We start from the raw sequence: 16,387 nt of genomic DNA on the forward strand, positions 1-16,387 counted from the left end.
TGGGTTAAATCCGGCATATCGCATGTTGTTTACAAGCTATATTCGCAGTTTTTGGTAAATATTGGGCAGGTTTCAACATGAAGTTATCTTGCAGGTATAGCTATGAATGCGTTATCAGAGCATAATCGAGTTCGTAATGTGTTTACTGAGCGCTTTTAAACGATTCTACGTTCAGGCAGGAAGCTTCAGGAGGTGTATGGCTCAAAAGGATGTTGAATGCTAATTGGAACCGCATTCAAAATCAAATGCATCAAGCCAAGGTCATCAAAGATTTTTTAGGAGGAGAAAAGACTTGAAGAAGGTAATAAGCTATGCGCTGATTGCAGCCATGCTGGCGTCGTTCGTACCGGGTCAAGCCTCTGCGGATACGACAGCCGTCAAGCTGCCCTCATTTCCGGGTGCGGAAGGCGGCGGCAAGTATACGACGGGCGGACGGGGTCAGGAAGTCTATATTGTCAACACTCTGGCGGACTATAGCAAGAATGAAGCGCCCATTCCAGGCTCCCTGCGGGATGCCGTTAGTCAGAGCAACCGAACCATCGTGTTTCGCGTCGGCGGCACCATCCACTTGAAGGAGTCGCTCAAAATATTGGGCTCCAATATTACCATTGCAGGCCAAACGGCACCTGGCGACGGAATTACGGTCAGCGACTACACGACCAGCGTTGAAGCGGACAATGTGATCATCCGCTACTTGCGCTTTCGGTTAGGGGATCGTTTTGCGAGCGAGGATGATGCCTTTGGAATTCGTTATCATAAAGATATAATTATTGACCACTGCTCCTTCAGCTGGTCGGTAGATGAGGTCGTCAGTCTGTATGAGAACACGAATACAACGGTCCAGTGGTCCATATCGGAAGAAAGCATGCTGATGACAAGCCACCAAAAGGGGCGGCACGGCTACGGCGGCATATGGGGCGGAAATAACGCGACGTTCCACCATAACCTGATCGCCCACAGCGTGAGCCGCAATCCGCGCTTCCCGACCATCAAGCAGCTGTTAGATATTACGGATGCAAGCAATAACGTCATCTATAACTGGGGTATTGCTTCCTCTTACGGCGGCGGCGAGGGCTACTATAATCTGGATAGCAACTATTACAAATATGGCCCGAACACGTACCGCAATGTACGCAACATTTTATTCCTGGATGTGATTCCGGAGAGCAAGATGTATTTTAACGGCAATTACATGGATGGTGACCCTGCGGTAACCGCAGATAACTGGAAAGGCGTACAAACCGTCGTTGACCTTGCATCATCGAAGCAATCGACGCGGGCTGATGTAGCCGGTTATGTGCCGGAATCCGCACAGGATGCTTATGCTAATGTATTGGCCAATGCCGGCGCTACCCTGCCTAAACGGGATGCCATCGATGCCCGGGTTATCAATGATGTGAAGAACCGCACCGGTCAGCATATTAACTCCCCCAAAGAAGTGGGCGGCTTTGCCGAATATCCGGAGGTGCGCTCTTCCGTCGTAGACCAGGATGGCGACGGGATGGATGATGCGTGGGAAACGGCTCACGGGCTGAGTCCGTCAAATCCGGATGACCGCAATTCGACGACGCTTTCTCCGGAAGGGTATACGAATCTGGAAGTTTATTTGAATGATCTGGTGGTCCAAGGGAATGCATCCGGCCGCAATACGGATAACCCGACAGCTGTCATTACGTCGCCTGCCAATAATACGATTACTGAAGCAGGCAGCGATGTCGTCATCAACGCTTCGGCGGACGATAAGGACGGAATTGCCAAGGTCGAGTTTTTCATTGATGGAACGAAGGTGGGCGAGGACACGTCGGCGCCATACAGCTTTACCTGGACTAACGTGGAAGACGGTACGCATTATGTCGTGGCCCGCGCTATTGATAATAGCGGTGTAGGGACCCAATCGGATAATGTGACGATACATGTTAATACGACGACGGCGTTAGGCCCATGGCAAGCCGCTGATATTGGAAGCGTTGGAATTCCAGGACATACACAGCTTGGAGCTGATGCCAAGACCGTTACTGTGAAATCGCCGGGGGATGTCGGCGGAAATGCGGATGCGTTCCACTATGCGTATCAGAAGCAATCCGGCAACGGGGAAATTATTGCGAGAGTAGAGCATGTTACGGCCAATGACGATAATGCGGAAGCGGGCGTCATGATTCGCGAGTCGTTAGACCCGTCCTCCAAAATGGCCTTCCTGTCTATCCCTTATGTCAAAATGGGGAAAAAAGGAGTAATGATCACCCGCGATGCAGACGGGGCAAATACAGCACGAATCGAGCCGGATGCTTTTATTAACACGCCTTATTGGGTTAAGCTGGTTCGGCTTGGCGATCACTTCACAGGTCTCATTTCCCAAGATGCGGTAAACTGGCAAAAGATCGGCACAGTTACGATCGACATGCCGGACGAGGTGTTCTACGGCTTGGCTGCTGACGCTTCGAAGGCAGATAACGATATTAACAAATACAACACTTCGAATTTTAGCGGCGTTGAACTTGATGCGGTCGACCCAAACTTTCCTGCGGAACCGACAGGACTAACCGGAACCCCGGGAGATAAATCCGCAACGCTGACATGGAATGTGGATGCTTCAGCCGAATCCTATAATGTAAAAAGAGGCGATATGCCGGGAGGGCCTTATACGGCAATCGCTACTGGAATTGTAGGTACGAATTACACAGATACAAAGCTGACACCGGGCAAGGCTTATTACTACGTGATCAGTGCGGTGAACAGCAAGGGCGAAAGCTTTACTTCTTCCGAGGTTAGTGTGGAGCCCACCGGAGAACCGGAACCGATTTACTACGTAGATGAAGACTTTGAAAATGTGGAGCTGAATACAACACCGGCACTTTATGAAGTGTCGCCGAATCCGCAAACCGACAAAAATAAAGTTGTCGCCTCAGGAGTGCCGGCAGATTCAACGGGAAACTCCTCAGCTAAAGCACTTTACTTGTACGACAGAGCCAATGTGAACACACAATTTATTCGGAAGTTTACGCCTCAGTACGGGACCGTCATCATTGAAACGGATTTTTATTTCCCGGAGGAATCCGGTACGTCGGTACCGCTTCAAGTGCAAAGCGCTGATGGACAGAAGACAGCCTTTACCATTGAAGTCAGGAAGCCTACATCACCTGCGGCTTCAGGGTCGTATACGTTAACTTATAATAAGGGCAGCAGCAATTATTATAAATTGATGGACCCGCCGCAAAGCACAAAGGCTTGGCATAATTTGAAGCTGGTAGCCAATGCAGCAGCGGATAGCGTAGATATTTATATTGATGATGCGTTTGTTCAGACCTTTGCTTTTACGACCACGGATTTCAAAAAATACGGAATCGGACGTATATTATCCAAAACGCCTGGCGGCGGCAACGGAAGCTTCTACTTTGATAATTTGAAGGTATACGTCGAGCCGGCTGAAACCCCAAAAGGGCTTATGGCGGTTCCAGGCAACGGGGCTGTTCAATTGACCTGGGTAGAGCCGCAAGGAGCGGAATCCTACAACATTAAACGCAGCGAGACCAACGGAGGTCCCTACAGCGTAATTCAAACGAATGTAACCGGCAGCTCCTTCATCGATACTACGGTTACGAATGATACGGTGTATTACTATGTTATTACCGCTAACGGAGTTGGCGGAGAGACGGGCAATTCCAATCAGGTTCAGGTCATGCCTACGGAAACCGCGGTAAAGCCTCCGGCACCCGAAGGTCTGAAGGCGGTGTCAAGAAATGCCCAGATCGATTTGAGCTGGAACCCGTTGGAAAATGCCAATTATTACACGGTCAAAAAGGCATCCCAACCGGCAGGCAACTATGAGGTTGTAGCAACGAATATTAAAGGGACTGCTTACCGGATCGGCGGCTTGACCAACGATTCCCTGTCCTCCTATGTCGTAACGGCAACCAGCGTAGCCGGTGAAGGACCTGCTTCCCAACCGATTACCATCGCGGCCTCGGAGCCGCTCGGTACTCCGCAAGTAACAGCCGTTGCGGCCAGCCGTCAAATCGCCCTTCAATGGCCGGCAGTTCCCGGAGCGGACCATTATGTAGTGAAGCGTTCCTCCTCACCCGACGGCACTTACTCTGTGATTGCTTCTAATGTGACAGGAACAAGCTTCAAAGACACGAATTTGGAGGATGGAAAACCGTATTATTATAAGGTTTCCACAGCCGGTTTGTCCGCGACAGGCCTGGATTCGGATATCGTTGCGATTCGGCCGGGCGGCGATGCAGGGCAGCCGGGAATACCTGCTGGTCTGAAGGCTGAGGCTGGCGAAGGCTCGGTTACTCTGAACTGGAGCCATGTAACCGGAGCCGCATCGTACCAGGTGGTACGGAGTACCAGCCCGACTGGGCCTTACTCCGTAGCAGCTGACGGCGTAACAGGGGTCACATTTACCGATACGGGCTTAACGCTTGGGAGCACGTACTATTATGCGGTGTCTGCCATTAACGAGAATGGATCGAGCTATCCGTCCATACCTGTGAAAGCTATCCCTGCAAAAGTCATCGTAGTGTCGCAAAACAGCGCAGAGCCTGGAGATTATACAACCATTACGGATGCGATAAACCAGGTGCAGGATAACAGCGCTGCACCTACGATTATCCGGGTGAAAAACGGAGTTTATAAAGAGAAGGTGAATATTGGCTCTTCCAAGAATAAGATTACGATGATCGGAGAGAGCCGCGAGGGTACGATCCTGGTTAATGGCGATTCTGCCAAGACCCCTGGGCCTGGCGGAACAGAGCTGGGCACCAATGGAAGCTACACGCTGAAGGTGAGCGGTACCGATTTTACGCTTGAGAACATGACGGTTGAGAACAGTGCAGGGCTCACAGCGGGCCAGGCAGTAGCCCTGTATTCCGAAGGGGATCGCGGGATATACCGCAATGTGAAGCTGCTCGGTTATCAGGACACGCTGTTTGCCGATAAGGGCAGACAATACTTTGTGGACAGCTATATCGCCGGCAGTGTCGATTATATTTTTGGCAGCTCTCCTGCTGTTTTTGAGAATGTTATCCTTCACAGCCGGGCTTCCGGTTATGTAACGGCAGCCTCGTCCAATGAAGGCAAGCCAGGTTATCTGTTCCTTAATAGCACGTTAACTTCCGAGCCCGGATTAACGGCACAAGTGGAGCTTGGAAGACCGTGGCGTCCGTATGCCAGTGTAACCTATGTGAACAGTACCATGGGGGATCACATCAAGACTAACGGATGGAACAACTGGGGAAATACATCGAATGAGGCGACTGCAAGGTTCGCCGAGTATGCAAGCAAAGGGCCGGGAGCCAACGCAGGCGCCCGTTATACATGGTCTAAGCAATTGACGGCCGCTGAGGCGGAGCAGTTTACGGTTCAGTCCACACTTGGAGGAACGGACAATTGGAATCCGAAGGACTCCGTCTGGTTAATACCGGGCATTCCGAACCCTCCGAAACCAGGGCAAGGAGCGACCGGAATCACAGTAGATCAACCTGTTGTGCAGCTGGAAGCGGGAGACTCGGTGCAGGTTCATGCCACAGTGCTGCCGGAGACAGTCGACCAGAAGGTGGTCTGGTCGGGAGGCAGTGACGCAGCGAGCGTCAGTGCGGCGGGCCTCATCAGCGGCTTGAAGCCGGGAACGGCCAAAGCGACGGTAACGAGCGTCACGTACTCGACCTACAGCGCAGATGTGAATGTGACGGTAGTGGATACGAAGGCGCCGGAATGGAAAGGTGGCAGCTTGTCGATCGGAAGCATTACCAGCAGCTCGGCAGCATTAAGCTGGCCGGCGGCAGCCGATTATGTCGGAGTAACAGGCTACAACGTTTATGTGAACGGAGAGCCGTACAGCAGTGTTCAAGGAAATGTATGGAGTCTCGTAGTAGACGGGTTGAAAGCAGATAGTGTGTATACGTTCCTTGTAAAAGCACTGGATGGTGCGGGCAACGAGAGTGCTGCGGGCTTAAGCGCTACAGCGACAACAGCCAAAGCATCTGTCGATCCGGACCCTAATCCGAAGCCAGGGCAAGGAGCGACCGGAATCACAGTAGATCAGCCTGCTGTGCAGCTGGAAGCGGGAGACTCGGTGCAGGTTCATGCCACAGTGCTGCCGGAGACGGTCGACCAGAAGGTGGTCTGGTCGGGAGGCAGTGACGCAGCGAGCATCAGCGCAGCAGGCCTCATCAGCGGCTTGAAGCCGGGAACAGCCAAAGCGACGGTAACGAGCGTCACGTACTCGACCTACAGCGCAGATGTCAGCATATCGGTAGTGGATACGAAGGCGCCGGAATGGAACGGCAGTACATTAAATACAAGCGTGTTAACGAATACGAGCGTTGTATTGAGCTGGCCTGCGGCCACAGACTATGTCGGGGTTGCTAAATATAAGCTTGTATGGAATAACAATAACGAAGCGGTTGTTGACGGCAATGTTCTTTCTTATAAGGTAACCGGACTTTTGCCGGCGGCGCCATACACGTTCCAGCTGACAGCAATTGATGCGGCTGGCAATACGAGCCAGGCTTTAACTGCAGCTGTAAGAACCCACGGAAGCAGCAATGGACGCGGTCCTTCGACCGGCGGGTCGTCCGGGGGCAGCAGCGGAGGTTCCGCAGCTGGTGGAAACGGTGAAACATCGTCAGGAAGCCCGGCTGCTGAAAGTCAAGTTAAGCTGCCTGCCAATGCGATACAGGTGAAGAATGAAACTCTTACCGACGGCACCGTCGTATCGAAAGTTACGGTTGATGGAGCCAAGCTTGCTGAAGCCTTGAGCCAGGCAGCCAAGCAAAAGTCTTCAGCCGTAGTGCTCGACTTGAATACTTTGTCGGCAGTAAATATCGCGCTGCCTTCCCAAGTGTTATTTAACGCCGGGACAGGATCGCCGAATGCAGTCGTTGTGGTTAACACGAGCACAGCTTCTTATGAGCTGCCTTTGAAGGCCGTATCCGGTTTGGCGGCAGCGAATTCGAAGGATGCAGCAGTGCATGTGAGCATCGCGCCGGCCTATCAACAAGCAGCACAGCGTGCGGAAGCCCAGGCCAAACAGCTTGGCGGCACCATGCTGACACAGCCTATGGAATATCGTTTAACGCTAAAAGCTCAAGGAGCGGAACAAGAGGTTAATACCCGGTCCTATACAGCCAAAACGATGGTGCTCCCGAAAGCTGTTGATCCGAATAAAGTGACGGGTGTTATCATCAACCCGGCTACAGGACAAATGAGATTTGTACCGACGTTGTTTGTAACGGAAAACGGCGTTGCGAAGGCAACGTGGCTGCATCCGGGCAACGGCGTGTATGCTGTCATCGAATCCTCCAAAGCCTTCGAAGATTTGAAGGGGCATTGGGCGCAAAAAGAGGTAGAGCTCTTGGCATCCAAATGGGTCGTTCAAGGCAGCTCCGAGACGACATTTGAACCGAATCGCTCGATTTCCCGAGCGGAATTCGCTTCTATCCTCGTCCGTTCTTTGGGACTCGACGAGAATCCGCAAGGCGCAGCATATCATGATGTGGATGCCCACGCATGGTACGCCGGTGCCGTTGGTGCAGCGGCTGCGGCAGGATTGGTGCAGGGCTACGAAACAGGGCAATTCCAGCCTGACGCAACCATTACCAGAGAGCAAATGGCCGTCATGATTGCAAGAGCCGCCAATTATGCTGGCATGGCTACAACAGAGACGGCGGATTTGTCTCAAGCCTATGCCGACGCTTCTTCGATTAGCGGCTGGGCGCACAGCTCCGTGGGCTGGTCCGTGAAGGCAGGAATTATGCAGGGTACCGGGGAGCATTCCTTCGCGCCCGGCGAGCTTGCAACGAGAGCACAAGCAGCGGTAATGCTGAAGCGTATGCTGCAGCATCTGAAATTCATGAATTAATCAAGAACCGCACGGTCGTAATCTATTTACGGTCGTGCGGTTTGTTATTTTGCAGAAAGGGTATGTTACCGGGTGCCGCCGAGCAATTATATGCAAAAATCGGCGTCTTTTTGAGCAAGGAAATGTAAAGTATTCGCTGCCAGCTTCATGTATAATCAATGCAGTTCGGGAATCTAAGCAGAAAAGGATGAAGCCAGGATGAATTCGAGCATTTGGTTTAAGCGCCCCGCAGGGGACTGGAATGAAGCGCTTCCTGTCGGTAACGGAAGGCTTGGCGCTATGGTATTCGGCCTTGTGAAGGACGAGAGAATTCAGCTGAACGAGGACACGGTGTGGTATGGAGGCCCTTCCGATCGCAACAACTATGATGCTTTGGAGCATCTGCCGGTCATCAGGAAGATGCTTTTTGAAGGAAGGCTGGACGAAGCGCATCGGCTGGCCAAACTGGCCTTCTCCGGCACACCCAGCAGTCAGCGGCATTATATGACCGCCGGCGATCTTCTGCTTCATTTTGACCACCATCAAAAGGAGCTGCTTCAATATCGAAGGGAACTCGATCTGAACACGGCGATAACGTCCTGCAGTTACCTGATGGACGGTTACCGGTATAAGCGGGAAACGTTTGCCAGCTATCCAGACGGCATCATCGTGGTACGGCTGGAGACCGATAAGCCGCAAGGCCTTTCTTTTCATTCCCGGTTTGACAGAAAAAAAGCCAAATATATGGACTGCTCTACGAAAACGTCTCATGACACTATTGTTATGCGTAACAGCTGCTATGGGACGGGCGGTACCGATTATGTGTTAAAAGCCAAAGTATGCTCCGAGGGGGGGACGACCCGCACGATCGGAGAGTACGTTGTGGTAGAAGGTGCGAACGCCGTTACGATCCTGCTTGCAGGGGCAACGACCTTCCGTTATTCCGATCCGGAGCAGGCTTGTGACGAGCTGTTGGAACGGGTGGCTTCCCAAGCTTATGACGCCCTTCGGAGCAAGCATATAAAGGATTACAAGCTTTTGTACGATAGAGTCGTTCTACAGTTGGGGGACCCGGGAACAGATGGCTGCGAACAAGATGTTTTGTCCGGGCTCTCTACGCCGGAAAGGCTGGAGCGGATAAGAGAAGGGGAGAAGGACCCGGGCCTTGTCGCCCTATATTTTCAGTTCGGCCGTTACCTGCTTATTGCCAGCAGCCGCCCGGGATCGCTTCCGGCCAATTTGCAGGGCATCTGGAACGATCAGATGCTTCCGCCGTGGGACAGCAAATATACGATTAATATCAATGCCCAAATGAATTATTGGCATGCGGAAAGCTGCAATTTGTCGGAATGTCATTTGCCATTGTTCGATCTCATCGAAAGAATGAAGGAGCCCGGACGCCGTACCGCGTCGGTTATGTATGGCTGCCGCGGCTTTGTCGCTCATCATAATACGGATATATGGGCGGATACGGCACCGCAGGACATTTATTTGCCGGCAACCTACTGGACCCTGGGTGCAGCGTGGCTGTGCCTTCATCTGTGGGAGCATTATCAATTTACGCAAGACCGGGCATTTTTGGAGCAGGCTTATGAAACGATGAAGGAAGCGGCGGTCTTTTTCCTAGATTTCCTGATTGAAGACGGAAGCGGACACCTGGTTACTTCTCCATCCGTTTCACCGGAGAATACCTATATTCTTCCTAACGGTCAATCCGGAACGCTCTGTTACGGTCCGGCCATGGATAACCAAATTATTACCGAGCTGTTCAAGGGCTGCATAGAAGCGGGCCGATTGCTTCGAAAGGACCAGGATTTCCTCGCTCAGCTTGAAGAGACGATGCAGAAGCTTCCGCCGACCAAAATCGGCAGACACGGACAAATTCAAGAATGGCTTGAGGACTATGAAGAAAAAGATCCCGGACATAGGCATATCTCCCATCTGTTCGCCCTGCACCCGGGAACGTCCATCAATCCTTGGGAGACGCCGGAGCTTGCTGCGGCCGCGAGGGCTACGCTGGATAGGCGGCTTGCCAATGGAGGCGGTCATACCGGGTGGAGCCGCGCATGGATTATTAATTTCTGGGCACGACTCGGAGACGGGGAGAAGGCGTCCTTTAACGTGAACGAGCTGCTTCGCAAGTCTACGCTCAACAATTTATTCGATAACCATCCGCCGTTCCAAATTGACGGCAACTTCGGAGGCACGGCGGGAGTTGCTGAAATGCTGCTGCAAAGCCATTCGGGAGCGATCCATCTGCTTCCTGCCCTTCCTTCGGATTGGAAGCAGGGCTTCGTAAAAGGACTTAAAGCAAGAGGAGGATTCGAGATCGGGATCGATTGGCAGGAAGGCAAGCTTCAGCAGGCGACCGTCCGGTCTTCCCATGGGGGAGTATGCCAAGTAAGACTTGATCAACCGGTGCGAGTTGTAGATGAAAATGGAAAGCCGATCGAAGCAGGAACGGCAGGCAGCGATATTTTATTTACAGCGAACCCGAATCATACTTATACCCTGATTGCTATATAACTATAGATGAACCCGCCTAGCTTCGAAGCTTGGCGGATTTTTTTCATCAAAATTGCATTCTTACAGCATTTGTGGCTTTGCTTGGGGCTGAGAATTTTTCCGGAGTTTTGATGTTAAGGCAGGTCATGCTATAATTTTCAGAAAACAATCGAGGGATATTGATGAAGCCAACCATTGATAAAGTTGCATGGATCCATGTTGTCGAAGGACGATTACTAGGCGCCAGGTCCAAGGGAAAAGAGGTTTATTACATTCCCGGAGGGAAAAGGGAGCCCGGTGAAACCGATAGGGAGACTCTAATTCGGGAAATAGAAGAGGAGTTGTCAGTTAAAATCAAGCCGGAGACGATATCGTCTATCGGGACATTTGAGGCCCAGGCCCATGGTAAATCGGAAGGCGTTATAGTGCGGATGGCCTGTTATACGGCCGATTTTGAAGGCGAGCTTCGCCCTGCTTCCGAGATCGAGGAGCTGCTTTGGCTCGGTTACCATGACAAGAACCGTGTTTCGCCGGTGAGCCAAATCATTTTTGACCAATTGCATGAGATGAAGCTGCTGTTTTAATTTGATGAAATCCTCTCCTATTTTTATGGAGGGACTGGCTATCAGAGCTCGGTATTCATAAGCCGACCCAGTAGCCCACTTTACCGCTATAAAGCATTGACCTTTCCAGCCATTTCAATTACAATGAAAAAAAAGTGAATCGGGCGATGGAGTTCGCCATAACCGCCTTTGGGCTAATGACTCCTACCAGTGGTGTTACTGTCGCTGGTAGGAGTCTGTTTTTTGCCTGAAGCTTTCCATGTGAATACGATGACGGGAGCATAGATGAAATGAGAAACCTTGCAAGAACGGCATATCTTTATGCGGAAAAAGTGATGCATCTGGCATTGCTGGGATCGCTTATCAAGTGGATATTCTATGGAGGAATCATAGGCGTCTTATCGGGCTCGGCCTCGGCCTTGTTTTTGGCGAGTCTGGATTTTGCGACCGGGCACCGCATGCAGTATCCGTGGCTGCTCTTTCTGCTGCCGTTCGGCGGCTCACTGATGAGCTATTTCTATTTCAAAATAGGCAAGAACTCAGGCAAAGGGAACAATCTGATCCTCGAACAGATTCAAGGCGGACAAGAATCGATTCCGTTCCGGATGGCCCCTTTGGTCCTGCTTGGCACGTTTTTGACTCATTTATTCGGTGGCTCTGCTGGCCGGGAGGGGACAGCCGTCCAGATGGGCGGGAGCTTCTCGGAGCTGGTCGGCAAGCTCTTCAAGGTCGATGAAGCGGACCGGAAAATGCTTTTAATGTGCGGAGTCAGCAGCGGCTTCGGGTCGGTATTCGGAACACCGCTTGCAGGAGCGATATTCGGCCTCGAAGTAGCGGCTATCGGCCTTGTCAGTTACCAAGCGCTGATTCCGTGCTTCGTCGCGAGCTTTGTAGGGGATTTGATTACGACAGCCTGGGGGATTCACCATATCCATTACGTTATGGGACCTGTTCCTGCTTTGTCCGTGCCGGTTGTGCTGAAGGTTGTACTGGCCTCCGTTGTGTTCGGCTTCGCCAGCATTTTATTCAGTGAACTGACCCACAAGCTCAAAGCATGGTACGCGAAGCTGTTCGGAAACCCGATGGTCCGAAGCTTTGCCGGAGGCATCGTGATTATTGCTCTCGTCTATCTTTTCGGCACCCGCGATTATTTGGGCTTGGGTATCCCGCTGCTCCAAGAGTCGTTTGAGGGACCGGTTCCGCACTGGGCCTTTTTGTGGAAAACGATATTTACAGCATTAACCCTCGGAGCCGGCTTTCAAGGAGGGGAAGTCACTCCGTTATTCGTCATAGGCGCAACGCTGGGCAATGCCTTGGCCGATTTATTGCACCTCTCCGCGCCTTTCCTTGCCGGATTAGGCTTTATCGCCGTGTTCAGCGGCGCAACCAATACGCCGATCGCCTGCTTCGTCATGGGGATGGAGCTGTTCGGGTCGGAAGGCATGCTCTATATGTTTATGGCTTGTGCAGTAAGCTATTTGTTCTCGGGTCATACGGGGATCTACACCTCCCAGCAAATTGCCGTATCCAAGTCGAGACTGCATCCGATTCCGGACAAAGCCACATTAGCCTCCGTCAGACAACGGCTATCCAAAAAAACGAAATGATATGGGATTGGGGTGTAATGAATTTCCTTGGGAAGCGTATTTACAGTTGAATTACTTAGCTAAGTAATATTCCTTGGAAAGGAGTTCCCCCATTGCAGGAGCGCGCGATATCCCCTCATTTAATAAATAAAGAAACGATGGATCCTATAGACGTTGAAGCTTATTTTACATGGATATTCGAATCGTATTACAAAAGAATTTATAACTACGCCAGCTATCGTGTGAATTGCCACTATACGGCCGAGGATTTAACCAGCCAGATCTTTGAGAAAACGATGAAGAAAATAGATACATTTTCTCATGGAAAAGCTCCCTTTGAGGTATGGCTGTTCGCCATTGCAAGGAATGTAGTGAACGATTATTTTCGCAGTCAAAAAAGACGAAGGCTTTTCTCGCTGGACGGTTTCAAGGAGCTGGTATCCGGGAGAAAAGGACCGGAAAGACTGGCGATTGAAGGGGAAGTGAACGACAGTCTGCAGCAGGCCTTGGAAGCCTTAAGCGCTAGAGAAAGGAATCTGATCGCACTGAAGTTCGGCGCACAGCTGAAGAATACGGAAATTGCCGAGCTGCTTCATATCACCGTTGACAATGTGGGCGTGATACTGTACCGCAGCATGAAAAAATTAAGAAAGACACTGGGGAGCGTGGAATTGGAATGAGTCAAGCCAAGCGGCACGGAAGCTTTGCAGATGAGATGGATTCCTATTTGGAGACAGGGAAGGAGACGGCTGCGGCTAGTGAATACAAGCCGTTATTTGAACTGGGCCGTGTGCTCGCAAACCGCGATTATAGCCAGCGCAGCGACCCGGAAACGATGTACCATCGGATTATGCGGAACAAAGAAAACGGGAAGAAGACCCGAGGCTCGAGGAAAAAATGGACTCGGCTGGCGGCTTCTGCCGCATCCGTGGCTGCTGTTGGAATCATTAGCTTATCCATAGTCCAGCCTTCATTTGCATCTGATATTGTGAGCCGAATTATTAACACGATTTCGCTCGGCCATATTTCGGTATCGCAGACGGAGCCTTCTGTAACGCATATACCCATCGATGAGATGAAGAAGCAGGTAATGGCAAGTACGCAAGATCAGGCAGCTTCGGAATTGAATACTCTGGTTGTTCGCGATCCGGAGCAGCTGAATCAGTACACATCCTTCCAGGTACTGCTCCCAAGCTATCAGCCTGAGGGATATGTTTTTGACCGCGCTGAATTTTATAAGGATGAGCAGGGCGCCGTGAGCGGCTCCAAGTACATCAATATCTATTACAAGCAGCCGGCGACAGGCAAGCAAATCTTCATGCAGCAGCGCCATGCCGATGAAGAAACCGCCTTTGGAATATCCACAACGAATAAGATTGAGGCTATCCAGATCCATGGAGTCGATGCCGTCATGACGGGCGAGCATTCTATTGATTGGGAAGTGAACGGCGTATTGTACAGTCTAACAGCCAAAGGACTCGAGAAAGATGAGGTCATCAAGATCGCGGAGTCCATACGGTAATGAGATCATGAGCGGGTGACGACCAGTTGCCTGCTCGTTTTTGCTTTTTTGGCACTTACTGGCGTATCCAGCGCTGCGAGGAACAATATACTATTATTTCTGCCTCCAAAACAGCAAAAAACGTAAGGCTTCTTGTCCGCAGATATGCTAATGTAGTATCGAAGCACTATGCAGCAGGCCGTTCGGATTTCGGCAAATCGGCTGCAAGAAGCAGGAGCGAGCGCCTAATGCAGGGCCCCGTTTTCCATGGGAAGAAGAAGGAACGAATCTACCCAACTTTTTATTTATAAGAGGAGGAACTTGATAATGAGCACGATTTGGTCTGTAGCTATGGCGGATTCCTTTATGACAAAATATCCTATCGTTTCCGATATGCCGTTTCAAAAAAGAAGAAGCTGGAATTATGAAAACGGATGCGCGCTGACAGCAATGGAGCGTCTGTGGAGGAAAACAGGAGACGATAAGTATTATCGGTACATCAAAGAGAACATGGATCTGTTTATTCGCGAGGACGGCACGATTGACACCTACGAATTGAACGAATATAACGTAGATCAGATCAATCAGGGCAAATCCTTATTCTTGTTATATGAAAAGACGGGCGAGGAAAAATATAAAAAAGCTATTGAGCTGCTTGTAACTCAACTGAAGAGCCACCCTCGCACCAGCGAAGGCGGACTGTGGCACAAGAAAATTTATCCGTTCCAGATGTGGCTGGACGGTGTCTATATGACCTCGCCGCTGCTGGCAGCTTACGCGAAGCTGTCCGGCGAGCACGAGTGGTATGACGACGTAGCCAATGAAATTTTGCTGATGGAAAAAGTGTCCCGCGACCCGGCAACCGGTCTGTTGTACCATGGCTGGGATGAATCCAAAGAAGAGCGTTGGGCTAACAAAGAAACCGGCTGTTCCCCTCATTTTTGGGGACGTGCTATCGGCTGGTACGTGATGGCGATCGTAGACGTGCTGGATTACCTGCCGCTGGATCATCCGAAGCGCGGACTCATCGTAGGTATTTTCCACCGTTTGGCCGGAGCCATCATGCGCTATCAGGATCAGGAATCCGGTCTGTGGTACCAAGTTATGGACCATGGAGACCGCAAAGGCAACTATCTGGAAGCCTCCGCCTCCTCGATGTTCGTCTGCGCATTGGCTAAAGGCGCGCGCAAGGGCTATTTGGGCAAAGACGCATTGAACGCGGCGCGCCGCGGACATGCAGGTCTTGTTGAGCGCTGCGTAGGCAAAGACGAGAACGGTCATTTGTACCTGGATCACATTTGCAGCGTGGCAGGCCTTGGCAACAAGCCTTACCGCGACGGTTCCTACGCTTATTATATCAGTGAGCCAACACGCAGAGACGATCCGAAAGGCTCCGCTCCGTTCATCATGGCTTGCCTGGAAATTGAAGCAGCGGACGAAGAGCAGAGATAACAAGGCTATTCGAATAGGTAGATAGAGCTGTCCCTCGGCGAGAAGCCGGGAGGCGGCTCTTTTTCCATTTACTTGGCACGAAGCAGGATACATCCGGGTATAGCTAACCTTCGTTAGTACAATTTTCATTTTCATGGTACATTAGTAACCGTAGATTACAACAAAGTAGGACAAGGGAGGTGAATACCGCTGCATGTCGATATGCAACGGTATTTTGAATGAGTATCCATATTAACGCCAAAGCAGGCGAAATTGCGGAAGCATTACTGCTGCCGGGAGATCCGCTCCGGGCCAAGCATATTGCGGAAACGTACTTGGAAGATGTCAACTGCTACAATGAGGTCCGAGGCATGCTCGGGTTTACAGGGACCTATAAAGGAAAACGGATTTCCGTTCAAGGAACCGGCATGGGAATGCCGTCGATCTCGATCTATGTCAATGAACTCATTCGGGAATATGGGGCGAAGAAATTGATTCGCGTCGGTACTTGCGGGGGAATCCAGCAGGATGTAAAAATTCGTGATGTGATCATCGCCATGGCGGCGAGCACGGATTCGAACATGAATAAGCATATTTTCCCGGGATGCGATTTTGCGCCTCATGCGGATTTTGATTTGCTGAGACAAGCTTATTTAGCCGGATTGGAAAAGGGTCTTTCTATCAAGGTGGGCAGCGTATTAACAGCGGACGCTTTTTACCGTGACAGCATGGAACCGGTCAAAAGAATGGCTGAATACGGCGTTCTCGCCGTGGAAATGGAAACAACCGCATTGTACACGATCGCGGCTAAATATGGGGTACAGGCTTTATCGATTCTTACGGTCAGCGACCACTTGTTCAGCGGCGAGGCAGACACGACGGCGGAGGAACGCCAGACGACATTCAACGATATGATCGTTGTTGCGCTGGAAGCCGCGATTAGCGAGGATTAATGCCG

8 protein-coding genes and 1 riboswitch are annotated in these 16,387 nt (G+C 51.2%); all 8 genes read left to right on the forward strand.

From position 1 onward, the window contains the following. The first annotated feature begins 292 nt into the window (after nucleotides 1-292). Entirely contained in the window at nucleotides 293-7,864 is a 7,572-nt protein-coding gene (locus tag GGC63_RS19020; RefSeq protein ID WP_192703639.1) for a pectinesterase family protein, read from the forward strand. Between the two features lie 198 nt (nucleotides 7,865-8,062). Continuing rightward, nucleotides 8,063-10,369 carry a glycosyl hydrolase family 95 catalytic domain-containing protein gene (locus GGC63_RS19025; RefSeq protein WP_192703640.1) on the forward strand — a complete coding sequence of 769 codons (2,307 nt, stop codon included), beginning with the start codon at nucleotides 8,063-8,065 and terminating at the stop codon, nucleotides 10,367-10,369. Between the two features lie 161 nt (nucleotides 10,370-10,530). Continuing rightward, a complete protein-coding gene (locus GGC63_RS19030; RefSeq protein WP_192703641.1) occupies nucleotides 10,531-10,932 on the forward strand; it encodes an NUDIX hydrolase in 402 nt (133 codons plus the stop codon). A gap of 133 nt (nucleotides 10,933-11,065) precedes the next feature. Then, nucleotides 11,066-11,125: riboswitch (Fluoride riboswitch) on the forward strand. 76 nt (nucleotides 11,126-11,201) lie between these two features. Then, on the forward strand, nucleotides 11,202-12,518 hold the full coding sequence (locus GGC63_RS19035; protein WP_192703642.1) for a voltage-gated chloride channel family protein: 1,317 nt from the start codon (nucleotides 11,202-11,204) through the stop codon (nucleotides 12,516-12,518). Nucleotides 12,519-12,610: 92 nt separating this feature from the next. Continuing rightward, on the forward strand, nucleotides 12,611-13,177 hold the full coding sequence (locus tag GGC63_RS19040; RefSeq protein WP_225948325.1) for a sigma-70 family RNA polymerase sigma factor: 567 nt from the start codon (nucleotides 12,611-12,613) through the stop codon (nucleotides 13,175-13,177). Next, on the forward strand, nucleotides 13,174-14,019 hold the full coding sequence (locus GGC63_RS19045; protein ID WP_192703643.1) for a DUF4367 domain-containing protein: 846 nt from the start codon (nucleotides 13,174-13,176) through the stop codon (nucleotides 14,017-14,019). The genes GGC63_RS19040 and GGC63_RS19045 overlap by 4 nt, the downstream gene beginning before the upstream one ends. A 306-nt stretch (nucleotides 14,020-14,325) precedes the next feature. Then, nucleotides 14,326-15,450, forward strand: a complete 1,125-nt coding sequence (locus tag GGC63_RS19050; protein WP_192703644.1) for a glycoside hydrolase family 105 protein — start codon at nucleotides 14,326-14,328, stop codon at nucleotides 15,448-15,450. A 218-nt stretch (nucleotides 15,451-15,668) separates the two neighbouring features. Next, complete coding sequence (gene deoD, locus GGC63_RS19055; RefSeq protein ID WP_192703645.1) at nucleotides 15,669-16,382, forward strand: purine-nucleoside phosphorylase; 714 nt, start codon at nucleotides 15,669-15,671, stop codon at nucleotides 16,380-16,382. The last annotated feature ends 5 nt before the right edge of the window (nucleotides 16,383-16,387 follow it).

Origin of the sequence: Paenibacillus sp. OAS669 (assembly GCF_014873645.1) — a bacterium.
In the GTDB taxonomy this organism is placed as follows: Bacteria; Bacillota; Bacilli; order Paenibacillales; family NBRC-103111; genus Paenibacillus_S; species Paenibacillus_S vulneris.

Coding starts and splice junctions, on each gene's coding strand:
- GGC63_RS19050 (WP_192703644.1), top strand. CDS start 14,326: ATGAGCACGATTTGGTCTGTAGCTATGGCGGATTCCTTTATGACAAAA.
- GGC63_RS19030 (WP_192703641.1), top strand. CDS start 10,531: ATGAAGCCAACCATTGATAAAGTTGCATGGATCCATGTTGTCGAAGGA.
- GGC63_RS19025 (WP_192703640.1), top strand. CDS start 8,063: ATGAATTCGAGCATTTGGTTTAAGCGCCCCGCAGGGGACTGGAATGAA.
- GGC63_RS19045 (WP_192703643.1), top strand. CDS start 13,174: ATGAGTCAAGCCAAGCGGCACGGAAGCTTTGCAGATGAGATGGATTCC.
- deoD (WP_192703645.1), top strand. CDS start 15,669: ATGAGTATCCATATTAACGCCAAAGCAGGCGAAATTGCGGAAGCATTA.
- GGC63_RS19035 (WP_192703642.1), top strand. CDS start 11,202: ATGAGAAACCTTGCAAGAACGGCATATCTTTATGCGGAAAAAGTGATG.